This window comes from Vibrio bathopelagicus (genome assembly GCF_014879975.1).
Lineage (GTDB): Bacteria > Pseudomonadota > Gammaproteobacteria > Enterobacterales > Vibrionaceae > Vibrio > Vibrio bathopelagicus.
In genome coordinates this window covers 1052301-1072489 of sequence record NZ_CP062501.1, presented here as the reverse complement: position 1 = coordinate 1072489, position 20189 = coordinate 1052301, and the positions used below count along the sequence as shown (strand labels likewise).

Here is a 20189-nt window from a genome sequence, read left to right as displayed (position 1 = left end):
TCTTTCTTCTTTCTTCTGGGAGTTTAGTAAATCAAGCGAGCTAAGTTTGAGCACTATTAGCCGCGCAGTACATTCCATGCTTCGCACAATGTCTGAAATTGAGCTGTGTTCCCTTCATCCCTATCAGGATGCCAACGTAGCGCAAGGCGTCGCCATCTTTTGCGAATCTCTTGTTGAGTCGCATCTAGTGGCAACTCAAATAAACTGAGTGCATGGCTTCTATCCATGTCCGTTTCACTACCGCCAACAAACTTCTTGTATCGAGTCCAAAACTCATTCAATAGCCTTTTGACTTCGCCTTCATCCGCTTCATAGTTGAGCCAGTTGATGTAATAGTCACGTAATGGGTCTTGCAGGTCGATAGTGTGAGTGCTGCCATGATAACGGCCGCTCATCAGTTCAATGTCCATGGCTTGTACCTGCAACCAACTGTCTGGATACAAGGTTTCTTGCAATTGATAGAGGGCATTCATAATTAAGAAGTTTTTCTTAAACAGCTCTTTTTCAGGTACGGGATCTAACACAGGCACCAAACCGAGATCATTAAGGTGTGCAGCCAAGGTATGTACTTTCCATCCACTTGGCTTTTGCTTGAGCACTTCCATAATTGGCCAAAGTAACGGGTTTTCCATATGTGTTTGGAAATTGGGGCTAATATCCTGATGACTTGGTGATTCTGGGTTGTCTAACATAATAAAGTGGGCCCGTTGCCATATGCATTTGAGTGTCTTATTAATTGAAAGCGATTTACGCCAGTTTGTCGAGTTTCAAATCAAATAAACATCAATCCGTTGCACCAGATAAACAAAAGGCCAGCATTACGCTGGCCTTCAAGAATATACCGTTTAACTTATATAAGCTTTAACTGACTAGATAACGCCAAGCTCTCTTAGACGTTCCATTAGGTATTCATTTGCCGTGTACTTATCAGACAGAACCACTTCTGGTTTCGGGTGCAAGAATAGAGGCAAAGAAATACGTGATTTCTCTTGGCGAGCACCTGATGGATTGATTACACGGTGAGTCGTTGATGGGAAGTAACCACCAGACGCTTCTTGCAGCATGTCACCGATGTTGATGATCATGTTACCGAAGTCACATGGCACATCAATCCACTCGTCATTCTGAGCTTTAACTTGAAGGCCAGGCTCGTTAGCCGCAGGCAGAACCGTTAGTAGGTTAATGTCTTCATGAGCCGCAGCACGGATCGCACCTGGTTCTTCATCACCTTGCATTGGTGGGTAGTGAAGAACGCGAAGCAGTGTTTGTTCGCTGCCATTAATCATTTCAGAAAGCGCGATTGAGAACTTCTCTTGTACTTCTTTTGGCGCATGCAGTTCAACCCAACCTAATAGCTCTTGAGCAAAAGCATTAGCACGTTGGTAGTAATCTAGAATCTGTTCTTTTAGCTGTTCAGGAATCTGACCCCAAGGGTATACGTGAAAGTACTCTTTGATGTCTTTTACAGTGTGGCCCTTTGCAACTTCAGACACTGAAGGTGGAAAATATCCATCTTGTGTTTCAACATTGAAGTGGAAGTTCTCTTTCTCTTCAGAAATGAAGAATTGGTACCAGTTTTCGTAAATTGACTCAACAAGCTCTTTTGGGATCGGGTGGTTCTTAAGAACACCAAAACCAGTTTCACGTAGAGAGCGAACAAATTGTTCTGCTGCGTCGTCAGCAAGGTAATCGACAGTTTCCAGTTTCATGACTTTTCTTTCTTGTTATGTAGTGATGCAACGATTTTAAGGATCGCTTTGTTGTAAATCAAACTTTTGTGAAACTCTCGCAACCGTTTGTCTAGATACTGGGCGATAACGCCAGTTTTCAACAAATATGGTGATTAGAGTGCAATTGAACACTGTTCATTATTGTGTAACTATACATGAAACTTATACAGGATCTGATGATGACAATTACGCCACTTGCTCAAAATAGACCTCTACTCTCACTAACTGCCGTCTATCTTGTTATCTTTCTTTTTTCAGCCTTTGACCCGTCTTCAAGAGCCGTTTGGATCGCTGAGATTGTCCCTGCTCTTGGTATTCTTGTCGGGATATGGTGGTTATCCACCAAGCTAACGTTTTCAAAGACCGCTTACATTCTGATGTTTATCTGGTTGGTTCTGCATACGATCGGCGCAAAATACACCTTTGCAGAAGTGCCTTTTGATTGGTTCAATAGTCTGATTGGTTCAGAGCGCAATAATTTTGACCGTGTGGCGCATTTCTCTATTGGTCTTTATGCCTATCCACTCGCCGAGTATTTGATTCGTAAGAAACTGGCTCAACCGGTGCTAGCTTGTTTTTTTGCTCTATTTGCCATCATGAGTGTTGCTGCAGGCTATGAAATTATTGAGTGGTGGTACGCGGAGGTAGCGGGTGGTGATGAAGGTATCGCATTCCTAGGTTCACAAGGTGATATTTGGGACGCTCAGAAAGACATGCTTTGCGACACCACCGGAGCGATAGTCTCACTATTACTTCTTAAGCTTCAAGGCCGTGTCAGAACTCATTGATACTGAACTTCAATAACAGCTCTGAAGTGCCACACACATTATGTGCTGTGGCATTTTTATTTCATCGTGCGCTTTCATTTTATAGCTAGCGTTTACTTCATCGTCACTTTACCACCGATGAATTTGTAGGCAGGTGTACCTCTAACCAAGGTATCTCTTGCGAATTCGATACCACACTCAGGGCATACGCATGGCTCTGTCGTGAAATCTTCGACTATACGTTCCTTAAAGCACTTTACGAGCGCACCTTTGCCACCCTTTCGATACTTGAAAAGTTGCGTTTTACATTTAGCGCAGAATATTTGAACCGTTTTAGTCGGTTGTTTCTTGTTCGGTTTAGCCATAGAAGTTAGTGATTGTATTTATTATTTTTTAAGTTTAGGGGCGACAAGAACCAAGCTTATCCCAAGTAAAATGACAGTCGATGAGATAACAAATTGCATGGTGACAGGTTCAGATAACAACAAAACGCCGCCGAGTGTCGCGATAACTGGAACAGAAAGCTGTGCAATGGATGCGGCGACCGTATTCAGCTTTTTCACGACGTAATACCACAAGCTATAACCCACGCCAGAGGCTACTGAACCAGACAATACTGCGTAAATCAAACCTTGTTCAGTGATGGATATTTGCGATGCCACACTAGGGATGACAGCTAACAGGCTTACTAACACAAGGATCGCTAACGAACTAAATACAAAGTTGGCAGTTGTAGATTGCAACGCGTTTTTAGACTTCTTACCCGCCAGAGTATAAATCCCCCACCCAATTCCAGCCAGAGCCATCAATATGATGGAGGTTATATCTGGTGAACTTGTCGATTCCGTCGGCATGAGTAAATAAACGAGCCCAGAAACAGACAACAAGCAACCACCCCACTCAAGCGATGACATTCTATTACCAGCGAATAAGTGTGCGGCAATCATCGTGAATTGAACCGCGACAAACAGGACCAAAGCACCAAGCCCTGCCCCTAGCGTTAAATAGGCAAACGAGAAGCCGAACATGTAAATGAGTAACGCCACTATGGCGGTTAAATCACACTGAGAACGAACCTTGGTATACATCGGTGCGTCATTGATTACTTTATCTTGTTTGCGTTTAGCGTTTGAAGATAAGGTTAATAAAATTAACAGAGTGAGCGCACCCGATAAGATACGCACGATCGAAAAACTCAAAGGATCAATTGTTTGATCCATCAAAGCCCAACGACACAACACTGAATTGGCAGCAAATGCCACCAGCGTAATAAGTGTGATAATCACCGTTTGCATCGTGTTGTCCTAATTGAGTTTTCTGTGATTTTAGTCAACGTCAGGTTTTACCCAAACTTGGCTAAAGTCGAACCAACCGAGTGCGTTGCACTTCGCGTTTTGTAACGTACCGCACTGGTCTTTGTTTACGCCTAACCAACAGTGGAACATCGGGATCAATTGGTTGCTTTGGACAAGTTGTTTACCGAGTTGTCTTGCTGGGAATTGCTCAAACTCGCCCGAGCGCCAGCGATCAATCATGTGACACCATTGGTCGAAGTCTTCTGCTTGGCTAGATTCATCAAGAAAGCTGTAATCCATTAGCCAGCCGGCTAGCGCATCATCTCTATTGTTGGCAATCCCCATTGGGTTAATCCAAATATCAACATTGTCGGCGTGTGGAGGATCGGTTTCGTAACCAAAAAGCTCGACATCAACATTATATTGCTTCAACACGGTGACGATGGCTTTAGCAAGTGTTGGGAACATTGGATGCTGACATTGATACGCCAATCTCACGCTTGGTTTAGCGCTTGCTGGTGGACAAACTGGTGTTTTTAACTTGATGTCATACCAACCGGGTTTGATTCCGTAAGCATGCAGCACACCCAAGTCGATAACCGTCTCTTTCGGAATATGCACAAACAAATCTGAAGCGTTTAAAGCATTTGATAAGAACTCTGCCCACGCAGGGTCTTGTGCGATGCCCTTCTTTCTATTGAGTAATAAATACGTACAGCCCGGATCAAGTTCAACTTCATCGCTATCACCGCGATCTGCCATTACGGGTTTAGAGAGGCTTGGGTAAACCATTGATGAATAAGCCTCATCGACCACCCAAACTTCAACGCGATCAATCAGCGGTCTAAAACCAAAGTATCCGTTGAAAGCCGTTAACACCAGTTGCTTCTCATCGTTCTTTTCAATGCGATAAGGACCTGTGCCTATCGGTCGAATATCGTAGTCTTCACCACGTAAAATCATCGGCAAGGTCACCTTAGCAACCGATTCAGTGAGCGCGAGTGGGAAGTACTTATCTGGACGCGTTAAAAAGACATCAACCACGCAATTGGCCGGTGATGAGACATCTTTAATATGAGAGAACATATTGAGCGGCTCGAGCAAAAGAAGCGTATCCACAACATGACTCGTTAACAGCGGTTCTCCGTTATGAAAACGAACGCCCGGTCTTAAGAAGAATCGCCATTGGTGATCATTAATCTTTTGCCATGAATGCGCAAGATCAGGCTGTAGCTGATCGTTCTCATCTAGGCGCGTTAACCCACTGAATACCTGACACGTGATATGTTGTTCAGAGCGTCGCATCGATTTAGTTGGGTTAAGCATGGAAAGCGGACGGTAGTAAGGCAAACGAATCACTTGTTCGCCTTCTTGATACTGTACGCCCAAGTAATTTTGAATAACTTGAGTAAGCTTGGCTGCATTGTGGTCAAGTACCGACAGTGCTTGACCAATTTTCCCTTCTTCTAAGTAGCGACGTGCTAAGTTTTCGCTTACATCACAACGATTCTGCTTAAAGATGAGCTTAGACAACTTACCTCGACCCGCTGCAGGTAACCACTCAACCCAGCCCTCTTCTTCGAGTTTGTTAAGCACCATTCTGGCATTACGACGGGTACAACAGAGCACATCTGTTATGTCGTCGAGCTGAACATCAGAATCTTTACCATCGAAGAATTCAAACAGGGTTTCAAATTGAACGCGAAGTCTTGGGCTACTCATAAAGAGGAAAACTTATTCAAAGGATATTGAATTCAGTTTCCCTATTTTACGAGTCAAAATCAATCGAACTTATAATTTTTTACGAAGAGATCATGAATGTGAGTCGGTTTCGTGGCCTTAACAGGAAGCCAAAGGCTTAAATAAACCCTGTTATAGCCAGTAATTACATCACATCACAGCCGATTTCATTGGCTATGTCGCGGAGCTGTTGTTCATTGTCTAATTTAATCGACCATTTGCACTCAGAACCGTTGGCAGAAATAACGTTTGCCCCTTTTCCGATCAGTTGAATCGCATCAACTTGCGCTTGCAATGTGACTCTATGTTCACCATCCAGACGAACAACCAGTTCATGGGCTGTTGCAATGACTTTTCCACTTTTAAACGTTATGACCATGGATATCTCTAACTAAAATAAACAGTTTATATATGAGGTTAATAAGCTGAGGATGGAATGATTCCTATCCCCGGCCTTTGTTATCGAATTAGCGTTTGTGCTTCTTCACTGCAATGGTTAAACGGCTTGTACAGACTAAGCGTTGACGCTCATCAGTGATGTTTATCTGCCATACTTGGGTAGACACACCAAGGTGAATAGGCTCGGCAGTGCCGATAACGTGCCCTTCACGCATTGAACGAACGTGGTTAGCGTTAATGTCTAGCCCCACGCAATAGTAACCATCGGGTACGCAGAAGTTTGCTGCTAGTGAACCCAGCGTTTCGGCTAAAACTACCGATGCGCCGCCATGAAGCATGCCAAGTGGTTGATGCGTAAAATGACAAACCGGCATGGTTGCCACCAAAGAGTTATCGTTAACCTCGGTGTAAACAATGTTGAGGTGCTCAATTAAGGTATTTTTTGAGGTCGCGTTGAAGGTATCTAGGTCAATGGGCTTTTTCCAAATACTCATGTGGGTTCCTTAATTATTGACTTTGTTAGTGCGTGAGCAGTTTCATTAACGCTAATGGTGTCCTTGAAGATAACTATGTTCTTAAAGATAGCTATGATCTTAAAGACAATAGTTATCTTACAACTATTAGTTATTACGCAAGTTGATGTTAACATGCATAAAAACCGAATACACAGAGGATATTGTATGACGTCATGGACGAAGTTTGCCTCACTTCTCACTCTTGCAGGCCTAACCGCATGTAGCGCTTCCCCGACAGGAAGAAACCAATTGCTGCTTTTCTCAGATCAAGATATGTCTCAGCTTGGAGCACAATCTTTTGAACAAATGAAGAAAGAACAGCCGATCAGTAAAGATGCAAAAACTAACGCTTATGTTCAGTGTGTAGCGAACAGTATTACTCAACACATTCCTAAGCAAGGCTTTAGTGAATGGGAAGTCGTTGTTTTTGATAGCGACCAAGTCAACGCGTTTGCCCTACCTGGTGGAAAAATTGGTGTATACACAGGTTTGCTTAATGTTGCGGTTAACCAAGATCAATTGGCAACGGTTATCGGACACGAAGTTGCTCACGTTCTCGCCGATCACAGTAATGAGCGTCTTTCTCAGTCTCAAATCGCTAATACTGGCTTATCTATTACTAACGTCGCGTTAGGCGCATCAGAATACAAACAGTATCAAGGCATGACCATGGCTGCGTTAGGCTTAGGTGTTCAATACGGTGTTGTTCTACCTTATGGCCGAACTCAAGAGTCTGAAGCCGATATTGTAGGCTTAGAGTACATGGCTCAAGCTGGGTTCGATCCAAAACAAAGTGTCGATTTGTGGCAAAACATGGCGAAAGCATCAGGTGGGAACCAACCTCCCGAATTACTTTCTACGCACCCTTCCCACAATACGCGTATTAAAGATCTACAGGCGACAATAAAAACGTTATCTCAATCTGGAACATCAAGGCCAAACTGCAAAGCGTAACCTGATGTTCTATCAAGCCTAAAACTTCAAATATAAAAGCGCCCTATCCATATTGGTTAGGGCGTTTTTAGTGGATCAGGCTAACGAGTTATTCGAACCGCGTTAACTCACAGATTAAGTGCCTAGAATTTGCAATGGTAGGCTTAATAGCTGATCTCCAGTAGAGGCAAAATACCAGATAACACCAATCAAACTGCTCACTAAACCTACGTACCAAAGGAATGATACGACTTGGCCGTATTTGTCTAAAGGCAATAGATGACTGTGGTGTCGTCCTTTCCATTCGAATAGAATTTCCACACTGCCCATAATCAATAAGAAACCGAACAAGGTCAGATTCAACTGGTAACTCAACACGACGCCAGCAACCGCTGCTGCAACACAAAGTACAATGCCAAGCACGCTGTTCATTGAAAAGCTGATACTTTTCAGCACATGGCCGCCATCCAGAGGCAAAATAGGCAGTAGATTGAACAGGTTTAACAAGGCGTTAAATACCGCAAGCCCGGCAAAGAACATCTCGCCAGTCGCCCAGTACAACACCATAAAGATCAACGACAATATTAATCCGAACAGCGGTCCCATGATCGAGATAACCACATCTTGCCATCGTGTATTAATCTTTTCATCGGATAGCGCCAAGCCACCAAGGAACGGGATTAAATAGATGCCTTTGGTCTTCATACCAAAGTATTTCATTGCTCTGATATGACCATATTCATGAAACATTAGACAAGCGATCAAAGCCAAAGCGAACTGAATTGAAAAAAGCCATGAGTATGCCGCTAAACTCGCAGAGGCAAGTACCACCTTAATTAGCTTGGCACTCTTGAGGGCTTTCATACCCAGTGACACTAACCCGATTAGGCTAAAACGTTTCTCAGGCTTAGGTGCTACAACGGGAGTTTGTTGCTCGATATCTTTAGTATTGCGATTGCCTTCGGTGATGGTTTGGCCATTAACAGACGCTTTGTACGTCATCTCAAACGGTTGCCATTGAACCAACGCCTCAACGTGACACTGCAACGTTTCTTCACCAGATCGGAGCGTAAAAGTATGCGTTCTCGCATCATCTTGATCTGTAGTTGCATCTAACTGAGACACCAACGTGTTATCCCAAAATAACTGTTGCCACCCTGCCATTGACCCCTCTAAACGAAGCGGTTTACCAAGAAACTCTATCGCGAGTAATTCCAAACTAAAATTCCAATTTAATGACGTTCTAAATGAACCAACATTATGCCGATTTAGGTATTAGCGGTAAACATAAACAAAGTTGTTACATATTGAGCAATTGAACGTTATTTGTACCAATAGCCAATATAAACATTCTGGTCACACCTCCAACCACGCATAAATCATTGATTATAATTATATTATTGATGATAGAGCGCCGCCCCTTGAAAACATTACTTCACAAAATGATAACTCATTCTTTGACTTTATATGAAATTTGAATTTAACATACCATTTACATTAGAGCTTAAACACCAACAATGCTCAGTGTGTTTTCAACAATAAGAATGAGATTTGATGCCCTAGGAGGGTCAAGGATGAAAACAATACAACGCTCTCTCGTTTCGCTTTCTGTGCTATTTGCATGTAATTCACTTGCGGCTGGTTTCCAAGTTGCTGAGCATTCTGCCTCAGGTCTTGGTCGTGCATTTTCAGGTGAAGGTGCCGTAGCCGATAACGCGAGTGTACTAGCGAGAAACCCCGCCGCAATGACCCTATTTGATACAGCACAATTTTCAGGCGCGGTTTCTATCGTTGATCCAGAGGTTGATATAACTCAAAACAACGTCCCAGGTTCTGGCGGTCAAAGCCAGGTATCAAAAGATGTTGCCCCATTACAAGTGGTTCCCGCGGCTTATTACATCAGCCCAATTAATGACAAATGGGCTTGGGGTATCGGTATGTTCTCCAACTATGGAGTTGCGACCGATTACCCCGATGATATTTATGCGGGTGATCTTGCAGGTGATACTTCACTTATATCAGTAAACGTAAACCCTAATATCGCCTATCGCATTAACGAACAATTTAGTGTCGGTGCGGGTGCAAACCTTGTTTACGCAGAAGCTGAACTTAATCGTCACCAAGGCTCTATCTCGAACATTACTGGGGACTCTGCCTCTACAAAACTGATCAGCATGACAGGTGAAACATTTGCATTTGGTTGGAACGTAGGCGCGTTATATGAACTGAATGAAAACAACCGATTCTCTATCGCTTATCGTTCAGAGGTAGACCTCGATTTTGATGATGGTGACTTTACTGATTACACGGGCAGTATCGTGCAAGGTAGTGCTACGACGACAACTGGCCGTTTAAAGATCACGTTACCTTCAATTATTGAAATTTCAGCTTTCCACCAATTGACCGATCAATGGGCGATTCATTACGGTTGGCAACAAACTGGATGGAGTAGCTTTAAAGAGCTTAAAGCGACGAGTTCCGATTGCGCAAATGGCGAGTGTTTTAAAAAGACCGAAGACTACGACGACAATAACCGTTACTCATTGGGTGCAACTTACCAATTGAACCAAGAATGGACCTTAAGAGCTGGTTTGGCTTATGACGAGCAAGCTGGTGAAGCGACATTGAGTATTCCTGATAGCGACCGTTTCTGGTACAGCGCAGGTTTGACTTATCAGTACAGCCCTAACCTTTCAATCGATGCTGGTTTCGCTCTTGTTCAAAGTAAAGAAGGTGATTTCACTGAAACCAATGAACTTGGTCAGGAACTTGAATTCTCTGGAGATGCAGTCGCTTACCTATCTGCGATTCAAATGAACTACACCTTCAACTAAACGGAATTAAAACATGAAAAAGTTATTTAACGTTTCGCTGCTTGCGTCAGCAATGTTTCTTGCCGGTTGTGGTGATGACTCTTCGAGTTCAGGTGCTTCAACAGCAATTCAATATGAGCAATACATTCAAGATTCACTCGCACAAGCGACGAATATCAAGTTTCAATTAACGGGTGCTGATATCGCTGTTCCTCTTCCTAGTTTCGCGTTGATGGATGCTACGGACGGTACACTTGGCTTGCCGACTGGCGGTGATGATTCATTAACTAACCCTATTGCAGCAATGAATACAATGGATGGCTGGTCTACTTCAATGCCAATCATCATGGATTTTGAAGGTACTGGTTTAGCTGATGGTGTGGCCACTGGTGGTGTTTACCTGCTAAAACTTAGCGGCTCGCTCACTTCTGAAACAACACCGACTGTCGCAGGAATATTGACTCTAGGTACCGACTTCAACGTTCTATCTAAAGCTTCAACCGACACCTTTACAATAGTGTTCAACGACTCGCTTGATGCTTCAAGTGAATATGTGTTGGCTCTGTCGAACGAGTTAACTGACGTTAATGGCGACCCTGTTGGCATGTCGGCAAGTTATGCAGCGCTTAAATCAAGTGCAGTAACTTACACAGAAGGTAGCCTTGCTCAAGCTCAGCAAGTCACTCAGGGCGTGGAAAAGATCTTCGCTGGAGCTACCGCAGCTGGTGCGATTAACCTTGATACTGAAAACATCATTTACTCGACGTGGTTTACTACAGAGTCTGTCGGTAGTTCCATTTACTCGACAAAGGCAGCGACTGCATCCGCTTTAGCTCAGGGTGGAGTGGCACAAGTATGGAAAGGCAGTGCCAATCCAAACAATATAGATCTATCATCTGCCTACCAAATGACATTTGGTACTACACAAGAATTGGCGATTGCATTGGCCGCGGATACTACTGTTGATACATTTATGGAGGCTTCCACTAAAGCCGCTATGCTAGCAGGTTATACGGGAGGAGCGTTAAATGGCACGGTTAACGTCACCAAAGGTAACGTAAAACTCCCCTACTACTTGGAAACAGGAACAAACGATTGGAATTCGCAACCATTTGAGTCTGGCATGCCAAGCCTTGTCAAGGTGTCTTCAGCTATTGCAGACACCAATGAAAAAGCAAATATGGCCGCACAGCTTGTAAGCTTAGGTGTAGATCTGACAAAGCTTGCTACAGACCCCGCGGAACAACTTAAACTTGTTGGTGCAAATCTGACTTTAAGTAACGGCAATGCATTAGACACCGAACGTGTCATCACTCGATATGCTCCTGTACCGCAAGTTAAATCACTGCAAGATGTAGAGTTTATCTTGTTTACGCCTGTGACCATTCCTGGCACTCCAATGCCAATCGTTATTTATCAACACGGTATTACTAGTCTTAAAGAAAACGCTTATGCATTTGCTGCGAATCTTGCTGCACAAGGTATTGCTGTGATAGGCATCGATATGCCACTACATGGAACTCGCAGCTTAGATAAAATTCCAAATGAACGTTCAGCGAATGCTAACCTATTGGCATACCTAAACCTTACTAACTTACCTGTCGCGCGTGACAATGTACGACAAAGTGTTATGGATGTGCTTGGGTTACGAGTCGCATTATCCTCTAACCAAGGTCAGGGCGCGTTCACATCAACACCTTTGGCAACTATAGATAACACAACGACCAACCACCCTAGACTATTCGGACATTCACTAGGTGGAATTGTTGGTGTTACTGCGTTAGCACAAGCTAACAAAACAATTAATGACCCTACGGGAGATGCAATTTATGCGTTTTCATCTAGTGTAATTGCTAATTCCGGCGGTCAAATTTCAAACTTATTATTGGGGTCAGACTCATTTGGCGACACTGTTATACACAACGTCGCGCTAGGAGGATTAGCAAGTTATGTAACACACAACACAACAACATGTGAACCAAATAGCTACACGATGACACAGTGTGTTGATGAGTTTATTTCAGACTCTGCGAATAAAGCGAGCCTTCAGACCCTACTTGCTCAGTTCGCTTATTCTAGCCAAACGGTGTTAGATGTAATCGACCCTTATACTAATGCGGGAGATTACAGTGATGCGTTGCCTACGCTAATGCTTCAAGCTGACGGGGATGAAACTGTACCAAACGCTGTTATCAATAACCCTTTGACTGGGAGTGCGCCATTTGCTGGTACTGAGCCGTTAGCTAACAAGCTTGTTTTGAACAATATAAGTGCATCAGCTGCAACTCCTTCTACGTCAGTTACCCGCGAGTTTATTCAGTTTAATGCAGTAGCTAAGCACTCAACTGCAATTGCACCTCAAGATAAAGGAACTCCTCCAGCGGATTACAATCACTACTTGGAAATTCAAAGAGAGCTGGTTGATTTCTTCTCTGACAACAAGTTGGATTCAGTATCAAACACAGGCTCTGTCTTGGAATAAGATTTACCTTTCTATCCACACCAAATGCCAGCCTAACCGCTGGCATTTTTGTATCTGCTATTTGTAACCGAAGCCTAGTTAACCGTTTGCATAAACCTTTAAAACACAAATGGTTGATCTCAGCTAAAATTAATCAAGACAGAATACCGTACGACCTCTTTCTTTATTGTAAATAAAGTGGATAATAGCCCCGTAATTTAATACCTAATAAATGTGAGTCCATTATGTCTTCTGAAGCTACGATGCTAGAACGCTGCCAATCTAAATGTGAACTATGTGGTTCTGATTCTTCTCTTACTGCATACGCAGTGCCGCCACACAGCCACGTAACAGTGGATCACGGCATCATGGTATGTGACAAATGTCTTGGTGAGATTGACGATCCTAAAGATATCAACCACTGGCGTTGCCTAAGCGACAGCATGTGGAGTCAAGAAGCGCCAGTTCAAGTAACTGCATGGCGTCAACTTACTCGTCTGAACTCTGAAAGCTGGGCTCAAGACGCACTAGACATGATGTACCTTGAAGAAGAAACGTCAGTTTGGGCACAAATCGGCATGTCTGCTGATGATAAGCCTCTTGACGTGAACGGCGTTGAACTTAAGAAAGGTGACGACGTAACAGTAATCAAAGACCTGCCAATCAAAGGTACTAACCAAGTAATTAAGCAAGGTACTGTTATCCGTGGTATCAGCGTTGGTGACGATCCTAAGCTTGTTTCTGGTAAAACAAACGGCGGTCAATCAATGTACGTAATCGCTGAGTTCTGCCGTAAGAAATAATCTTACTGTAAGAACGTGATCGAAAACGAAAAGGCGCCGATTAGCGCCTTTTTTAACATCTCAAGTTCTTAAAACTTAAAGCTATCAATAAGATGCTTTCGATAGTTCTTGATGACCGACACTAAGGACCCTTTTATCCCACTGATTTGCTTTGAATGTGGACACCACAAAGCAAAACCAAACTTGAAACCTTCTTCCATTTGTTCGGAATAAATAGGTTCTATCGAATATTTTGAAAATTCATAGTCAGTAAAAAAAGCCTTAGGCAGCAGCGACCAACCTAACCCCGCTTCAAGCATTTTAATAATAAGTGCGAGCTGATCGATTTCTTCGTAATCAGAACTCACAATAATCTTTTCTGACATCCCTTCTTCAATCAAAGATCTCAATACAAACTGCTTAGAATTGCGGAGTGCCACAAGAACTTCATCTTTACTCAAGGTAGATAGCTCTCCGCCTTTTTGAGCAAATGGGAAGAATTCAAAATGCCCTAGAAAAGTGGCATCTAAACTGTGCATAGCACGGCTATCATGAACATTAACCAAGCCAAAATGATAATCGCCAGTCTGTAACCCTACTTTAATTTCGTTCTTATTCTTGACGAGGAAATTTACTCGCATCATCGGAAAATCCAGCTTTAACTGCTTACGAATATCCACCAATACACGTTGTGGAATCACACTAGAGTAAGCAATCGTAATATTTTCTAATCCACCATAGGACAGACTCAACGCTACCTTGTCAAAAGTCCTAGCTTGTTCAATCGTCTGTTTTGCGTAGTGATAAAGAAGATGTCCGTCATCGGTTGGCTCAACAGAGCGGCCGACTCTTTCAAAAAGATTGACTGCGAGATGATCTTCCAAGTTAGTAATAACTTGTCCAATAGTCGTTCTATGCTTATTGAGCTTTACTGCTGCTTTACTAAATGACAGTTGCTCGTAAACGGTCACAAACGCGAGAAGTTGTTCAATACTAAAATTCATTCGATTGCACTGGCTTTCTTGATTATCTCTTTAAGCTATCACGAAATGGTCTGTTTGCACTTTTTGAAGACAACAAAAACAAATCAGATCGGCTATATGAGCGAAATTTGTCTAATTTGCAATCATTACTCATCTATACAGACCATAGTTATCCTATTTTTGATGGATCTGATCCTCTATAAGCGATTATCCAAATTGTGCCAACTGCTTTATCGTTCTGCCTATCAGAACGAATAGAGAACAACACCATGAACACAATGCCACATGAACTCGTGTGGGGTGAAATCTACTTCCCACCGCTGTTACTGGTTATCGCGCTCGCTTATATGCTGACGATTTTGACTGGTTCAATAGCAACCAAGTTTGGACTGCACAAATATGTCGCCTTTCCTGCGTTAGCAGAAATAAGTCTAATTGTGATTTTTACTGGCGTGATTGGCCAATTCATTCCCATCTTATAAGGCCTTACCCTTGATAAAACGTTACCTCATCACAGTACTATTATTTGTTGCTGCAGGCTCTGTGGTTTATAGCTATTACCAATCTTATACAAGTAACCCTTGGACGAGAGACGGGCAAGTCAGTGCCTATATAGTGTCGATTACTCCTCGTGTCACCGGACAAATCATCAAAATCCACGTAGATGACAACTCTCAAGTGTCTAAAGGCGATCTGCTTTTTGAGATCGACCCTAGTATTTATAGATCGGCTTACAACAAAGCATTAGCGACACAAAAACAAGCGCTTGCTCTACTTGCGAAAGCAAAAAATGAAGAGCAACGTGCAGCGAACTTAGAGAAGAGAACCCCTGGGGCCGTGCCCGTTTTAACGTTGAACAACTTAAGCAATGCTGTTGAAACCTCATCAGCGAATGTTCAACTAGCCAAAGTCAATGTTGAAGAAGCACATTTGAACCTCGAATTTACCAAGGTCTATGCGCCTACCAACGGATACATTACTAATTTTAATTTACGTGTTGGATCGCAAGTGGTTGCCAACTCACCTGTGGTTGCGTTGATCGATGAAGATAGCTTTTGGATTGAAGGTTATTTTAAAGAAACCGACCTTGTTGGGGTCAATCCACAAGACAGAGCGTTTGTCACTCTCATGATGCACAACAAAGTCCTGTTGAAGGGTCACATCAAAAGTATTGGATTTGGTATTGCTAAACAAGATGGTAGCACTGGCAATGACCTTCTACCTAACGTGAACCCAAACTTCCAATGGATTCGTCTTGCTCAACGTATACCGATAAAAGTGAAGTTAGATAATGTTCCTGAAGACCTACAACTTCGTGTTGGCATGACAGCTTCAATCAAAATAATCAAATAGTTGGATGACTTTTATGTTCAATGCATCAACCAAAGAAGGGATTAAAGCAGCGCTTTCAATCGTTATCGCAATCTGCCTGGCGCTGTGGTTTCAGTGGGAGAAACCTTATTGGGCAGCAATAGCGGTTGCCGTAATGGCATTGAACGAGAGTTTTGCTCATTCAATCAATAAAGGCCACAACCGTCTAATGGGTACCCTATTAGGAACGGGTTATGCCTTTTTCTTGATCGCGATGTTTTCACAAGATCGTTTTTTGTTCCTGACGTTTTTTACCTTGTTCCTAGGAATATGTATCTTCATGTCGAGTGATGAAAAGTATGGGTACATCTTTTCGATAGGATTCGCTGTGTGTTCCATCATCGCGTGTATGGGTGGTTTCGATAATCAGGTGACGTTCTACTTTGCGGTATTACGGATACAAGAAACTCTGCTCGGCGTGATAACATTCTCAATTGTGTATCGCTTAATTTGGCCCGTAAACACGGAACAAAACTTTGTACAACGCTTTGAGACAAGTAGAGAGACATTGTTAACCGCAATGCGTAACACCGACAGCTTGGATATAGAAGCCTTAGAATCCAACACCGCGAATATTGATAAGCTCTACCAATTGCTAGACTTGCCATTAAACGGCAGTTATCACCTCAAAGAGAATATTCAAGACTGCCGTTTGAGAGTCCATGAAATGGCTTATATTCAGACTCGATTGCTTGAACTCGCTTATGATGAGCTTGAACAACCTATTGATTGGCCAATTCTCATTCAAAATATGGAACGGATAGAATTAGTCGCGCCAAACCAGTCATTGATTGGTGACGTATCGTATGTGGTCGGTAAGAACCAAGGAGTTTCTTGGCACCACGAGCATCGTACCTTTGTTCAACATTTGAATGAGGATGGGAGAAAAGTCTTACAAGGTGTCTCGATGTTCGTAACATCGCTATTGGTTTGGATATATCTACCTGTACCAGGTGGTTTTATCTTCCCAATGATTGCAGGTGTGTTTTCTTCCATGCTACCGACCATGCCACCAAGTGTTATCAAAGATGCTTTTTTCGGGGTGATCGGCACTGGTACCATTATTTTGCTTCAATACATCTTTGTTATGCCAATGATGAGTGAACTTTGGCAACTCGCACTTTTTTATTTCGCTAATAGCGTAGTGATATGGAAGGTATTCGCAACACCTAAGCTTATGATTCATAGGATACTTGGTATTAATCTGCTGGTCGTGCTGACTTCTGGCGCTCTTAACCTAACACCAATATATCAGATAGAAACACCATTGCTTATGTTGACCACGATCTTAATTGTATTGATGATCGCTAAGCTATTTACTGATCTCTTTAGAGTAAAGACCACTGCTCAAGCTAAGCATTAACAAGATCTTTTGAGAACAGAATGACAGGCACAAAAAAGGCGCAATTAAGCGCCTTTAAAAAGTCTATTTTTACCGATTCAATATCAGTTATTTCTCAACCAAACATCTTGGTTTTTAGGTGCTTTCTTCTTTTTCTTTTTACCTGTGCCTGCCGGTGGCGCAACGGGTTTCAATGCAGCAACAAGTTCAGCAGTTGCTTCTTCATCTACTTCAAAGCCTTCAATTTGCTCACGCTCAAGACGAATTTTGTTCTTCTTCTCGATGATTGTGAAGTGATGGTAATCTTCGTGATCGATCAAAGATAATGCTAAACCAACCTCACCCGCACGACCGCTTCGGCCAATACGGTGCATGTAGTCTGATGGGCTACGCGGTAAATCAAAGTTGATCACCACTGGAAGTTTTTCGATATCTAGACCACGTGCGGCGATGTCTGTCGCGATCAGAACGTCGATCTCGCCAGATTTGAAATCTTCAAGGATACGAGTACGTGAACCCTGCCCTTTATCACCGTGGAATACTTCCGCGATAATACCGCGTTTGTAAAGCTTGTCTGCCAAGTGCTCACAGCTGTTCTTCGCATTAACGAAGATCAGAGCTTGTCGCCATTCGTGTTGCTGAATCAGGTGTGCTAACAAAGCAGTCTTGCGGCCTTTTTCAACTTCGAATACACGTTGAACCAGAGTGCTTGCATTAGCACTTTGAAGTTGAACTTCAATTGGGTCGTTCAGTAGTTCGTGAGTGAGCGTTTTAACTTGCTCAGGGAAAGTCGCAGAGAACAACAAGGTTTGCTTCTTGCTCGGCAGTAACTTCAAGATCGCGTCGAGCTCTTCTGTAAAACCAAGGCTTAGCATTCGGTCAGCTTCATCAAGCACTAACGTTTTTACTTTATCGAGCTTGATTGCGTTGCTTGAGATCAGGTCAAGCAAACGACCCGGTGTCGCCACCAAGATATCGGTACCGCCACGTAGCGCTTGCATCTGAGTGTTCACTGATACACCACCGAATACACAAACGGTTTTGATTGCACCGTTGAAGTGCACTGCGTAAGACTTAACGCTATCGGCAACTTGCTTAGCAAGCTCACGTGTAGGAACCAAGATAAGGCCAGAAACATAGTTACCTTTGCCCGAACGACGGTCCAAAGGTGCATCTTCATGAATCTGCTGTAACAGTGGAAGTGCAAATGCTGCGGTTTTACCTGAACCTGTATTTGCGCCTGCAATTAGGTCGCGTCCTGCTAACACACTTGGAATAACTTGCGCTTGGATAGGCGTTGGCTGTTGGTATTCAAGCTCGGTTAGACGAGCCATCAAAGGAGAGATTAAGCCAAGATCAGAGAAGTTGGTTGGTGCTGTGGTGTTAGTCATTAATTGCAGGAACTCAAAGCTAAAATAATAGCGCGCTATATTAACGTATTTCAGCAGTATTACGTAACTAAATCGCCCCTTTATCCTTTGTTTCAGTTGTTAAGACCCGCCAAAACAAGCAAGAGATGAAGTAATCGGTGTTAGAAGTACTCTAATCATCGTATCAGCTTCATCTCTATGTCGTTTATCTCATTGGATTGCCACGCTTGTAACACGGTTACTTTTGTAAAACGGTTGTCCTAAAAATTTAGTTCAGCCACCCTGCTACCGTTTGTTCAGGTGCATACGAGTTAGGCGCGGTTAACCACACGGCTACGGCATCTGGCGTGGCAACTAATGGAGCAAAATCAACATTGAATTGCCATTTGGATTCACCGCGTTGGTAACCATCGTAAACCACAACAAAATCATGCTCGAGTTTCTTACCTCTGTTTTCGCCCGCTTTAACGCTAGTGACTTCGTTCATCGCCAATAAGGCAATATGAGCCACATAATCCCCTTTGCCTTCGTAACTTACACTGAACGTATCGCCTTTATGATTGACGGTTAACTTAGGGTTACTTTGTTGTTGGAGCGAAGGGAGATTTCTATCGAGCCAATTAAAGTAACCGCGCCACTCTTTTCCATCGACGATAAAGCCCGGAGTATAAACGCCACTTGTTACCCCATAAGCTTTGTACAAGCGTTGCTTCTGACTGAATGCTTTGCTGGCGAACTTGTCTCCCCACCCTAGGTAATCCCAGTAATCGACGTGATAAGCAAGCGGAATAACTTGTGTCCAGAGTTTCGGATGATCCTCAAAAGTGCTGAGGTACTCATCAGCAGGCGGACAACTCGAGCAACCTTCAGAGGTGAAAAGTTCGATAACCTGTGCGGGCTGACCTTCATTACTCCAGGTTTGTGCAATCGACACAGAGGAATAAAAGCCGACCGGTAAGGCAAGTAAACAAAGTTTAATCAATGGTGAGTTGCATTTGGCGTGTGACATACCGTGATCCTTGTACGAAGCGAATTTACTGGCGCTCAAATACAGACCGTTATGCCTAAGTCTTTCTTTCAGGTGCTTATTTTGCGAAGAGATAAAGTTTCTTTCAGATACAAAAACGCCAGCTTGAGAAGCTGGCGTTTTTTAATTCTGTATTTCTTTAATTCAATGCGTTTACGCTGGAATTAACGGTTGATACCGATATCGCGTTGCATGTGACCAGATAGGTCGCTTGCGTAGTAACTACGTGGAGAGTTGTCTACGAAAAGAATATCAAAAATGTGTGCAATCAATCCTTTGAAGTTAACCGAGTAGGTCTTCTTATCCATAGAGTTAGGAACAGCGATAGTATTCATTTGCATTGCTTGAGCCATGATTGCCTCTCTATAAATTTGTTTATGTGGTTCGTTATGATGACAAGAATAATAGGTGATATTTTACAGGTTAAAAAATGACTAAAATTAGATATTCGAATTAGTTTTTCTAATAAAACAAACCATTAACAAGCCTGAGAAATACATATGCACAATGGGTGAGTATAAATTCAACATGATGCAAAAATCATGCATTTAGTACAAATAACCCCCAAACAAAAGTGGCCAATGTCACAGAAATTTTACATAAATAATTTTTCCGCTTCATCGACCACATATAACTTATCGAGTTTTCGATAAGTTATATT

At 42.9% G+C, this 20189-nt stretch carries 20 protein-coding genes; 8 read left to right on the top strand and 12 right to left on the bottom strand.

Annotated elements, in window-relative coordinates; genetic code table 11:
• Window positions 1-56: 56 nt before the first annotated feature.
• Both IHV80_RS21035 and IHV80_RS21030 read right to left on the bottom strand, forming a co-directional pair.
• Entirely contained in the window at window positions 57-692 is a 636-nt protein-coding gene (locus tag IHV80_RS21035; protein WP_192890829.1) for a DNA-J related domain-containing protein, read from the bottom strand.
• 177 nt (window positions 693-869) lie between these two features.
• On the bottom strand, window positions 870-1709 hold the full coding sequence (locus IHV80_RS21030; protein WP_192890828.1) for an isopenicillin N synthase family dioxygenase: 840 nt from the start codon (window positions 1707-1709) through the stop codon (window positions 870-872).
• Window positions 1710-1909: 200 nt separating this feature from the next.
• Here IHV80_RS21030 and IHV80_RS21025 point away from each other — a divergent pair, with 200 nt between their 5' ends.
• A complete protein-coding gene (locus tag IHV80_RS21025) occupies window positions 1910-2518 on the top strand; it encodes a DUF2238 domain-containing protein (protein ID WP_192892190.1) in 609 nt (202 codons plus the stop codon).
• A 92-nt stretch (window positions 2519-2610) separates the two neighbouring features.
• On the opposite strand, the gene IHV80_RS21020 is transcribed toward IHV80_RS21025, so the two are convergent.
• The 5 genes from IHV80_RS21020 to IHV80_RS21000 all read right to left on the bottom strand — a co-directional run bounded on the left by IHV80_RS21020 (window position 2611) and on the right by IHV80_RS21000 (window position 6425).
• Complete coding sequence (locus IHV80_RS21020) at window positions 2611-2862, bottom strand: hypothetical protein (protein WP_102250464.1); 252 nt, start codon at window positions 2860-2862, stop codon at window positions 2611-2613.
• A 21-nt stretch (window positions 2863-2883) separates the two neighbouring features.
• Entirely contained in the window at window positions 2884-3792 is a 909-nt protein-coding gene (locus IHV80_RS21015) for a DMT family transporter (protein ID WP_192890827.1), read from the bottom strand.
• Between the two features lie 30 nt (window positions 3793-3822).
• Window positions 3823-5514, bottom strand: a complete 1692-nt coding sequence (locus IHV80_RS21010; protein WP_192890826.1) for an SgrR family transcriptional regulator — start codon at window positions 5512-5514, stop codon at window positions 3823-3825.
• Window positions 5515-5677: 163 nt separating this feature from the next.
• On the bottom strand, window positions 5678-5911 hold the full coding sequence (locus IHV80_RS21005) for a DUF3389 domain-containing protein (RefSeq protein ID WP_004730938.1): 234 nt from the start codon (window positions 5909-5911) through the stop codon (window positions 5678-5680).
• 88 nt (window positions 5912-5999) lie between these two features.
• Window positions 6000-6425, bottom strand: a complete 426-nt coding sequence (locus IHV80_RS21000) for a hotdog fold thioesterase (RefSeq protein WP_192890825.1) — start codon at window positions 6423-6425, stop codon at window positions 6000-6002.
• A 186-nt stretch (window positions 6426-6611) separates the two neighbouring features.
• Between IHV80_RS21000 and IHV80_RS20995 the strand changes: the two genes are divergently transcribed.
• Window positions 6612-7400, top strand: a complete 789-nt coding sequence (locus tag IHV80_RS20995; protein WP_192890824.1) for a M48 family metallopeptidase — start codon at window positions 6612-6614, stop codon at window positions 7398-7400.
• Between the two features lie 114 nt (window positions 7401-7514).
• Here IHV80_RS20995 and IHV80_RS20990 read toward each other — a convergent pair whose 3' ends face one another.
• Window positions 7515-8597, bottom strand: coding sequence for a site-2 protease family protein (locus IHV80_RS20990; RefSeq protein WP_029223684.1), 1083 nt, complete (start codon window positions 8595-8597; stop codon window positions 7515-7517).
• 356 nt (window positions 8598-8953) lie between these two features.
• Between IHV80_RS20990 and IHV80_RS20985 the strand changes: the two genes are divergently transcribed.
• From IHV80_RS20985 to IHV80_RS20975, 3 genes are all read left to right on the top strand, one after another.
• Entirely contained in the window at window positions 8954-10213 is a 1260-nt protein-coding gene (locus IHV80_RS20985) for an outer membrane protein transport protein (RefSeq protein ID WP_192890823.1), read from the top strand.
• Between the two features lie 13 nt (window positions 10214-10226).
• On the top strand, window positions 10227-12674 hold the full coding sequence (locus IHV80_RS20980; RefSeq protein WP_192890822.1) for a VolA/Pla-1 family phospholipase: 2448 nt from the start codon (window positions 10227-10229) through the stop codon (window positions 12672-12674).
• A 224-nt stretch (window positions 12675-12898) separates the two neighbouring features.
• Window positions 12899-13456 (top strand): PhnA domain-containing protein, encoded by a 558-nt coding sequence (locus IHV80_RS20975; RefSeq protein ID WP_017111983.1) that lies wholly within the window; start codon window positions 12899-12901, stop codon window positions 13454-13456.
• A 68-nt stretch (window positions 13457-13524) separates the two neighbouring features.
• Here the strand turns inward: IHV80_RS20975 and IHV80_RS20970 are convergent, their stop codons facing one another.
• Entirely contained in the window at window positions 13525-14439 is a 915-nt protein-coding gene (locus IHV80_RS20970; RefSeq protein WP_192890821.1) for a LysR family transcriptional regulator, read from the bottom strand.
• Window positions 14440-14687: 248 nt separating this feature from the next.
• On the opposite strand from IHV80_RS20970, the gene IHV80_RS20965 reads away from it, so the two are divergent.
• Genes IHV80_RS20965 through IHV80_RS20955 form a run of 3 tightly spaced genes read left to right on the top strand, consistent with a single transcriptional unit; the run spans window position 14688 to window position 17152 of the window.
• Complete coding sequence (locus tag IHV80_RS20965; RefSeq protein ID WP_065105717.1) at window positions 14688-14900, top strand: DUF1656 domain-containing protein; 213 nt, start codon at window positions 14688-14690, stop codon at window positions 14898-14900.
• A gap of 10 nt (window positions 14901-14910) precedes the next feature.
• Complete coding sequence (locus IHV80_RS20960; RefSeq protein ID WP_192890820.1) at window positions 14911-15771, top strand: HlyD family secretion protein; 861 nt, start codon at window positions 14911-14913, stop codon at window positions 15769-15771.
• Window positions 15772-15784: 13 nt separating this feature from the next.
• The gene (locus IHV80_RS20955; RefSeq protein WP_192890819.1) at window positions 15785-17152 is read left to right on the top strand and encodes an FUSC family protein; all 1368 of its coding nucleotides are present in this window, start codon (window positions 15785-15787) and stop codon (window positions 17150-17152) included.
• An 83-nt stretch (window positions 17153-17235) separates the two neighbouring features.
• Here the strand turns inward: IHV80_RS20955 and IHV80_RS20950 are convergent, their stop codons facing one another.
• From IHV80_RS20950 to IHV80_RS20940, 3 genes are all read right to left on the bottom strand, one after another.
• Window positions 17236-18522: a DEAD/DEAH box helicase gene (locus IHV80_RS20950; protein ID WP_192890818.1), complete on the bottom strand. Its 1287-nt coding sequence runs from the start codon at window positions 18520-18522 to the stop codon at window positions 17236-17238.
• Between the two features lie 247 nt (window positions 18523-18769).
• On the bottom strand, window positions 18770-19510 hold the full coding sequence (locus tag IHV80_RS20945) for a DUF1223 domain-containing protein (RefSeq protein ID WP_192890817.1): 741 nt from the start codon (window positions 19508-19510) through the stop codon (window positions 18770-18772).
• Between the two features lie 182 nt (window positions 19511-19692).
• On the bottom strand, window positions 19693-19881 hold the full coding sequence (locus tag IHV80_RS20940) for a hypothetical protein (protein WP_010429554.1): 189 nt from the start codon (window positions 19879-19881) through the stop codon (window positions 19693-19695).
• Between the last annotated feature and the right edge of the window lie 308 nt (window positions 19882-20189).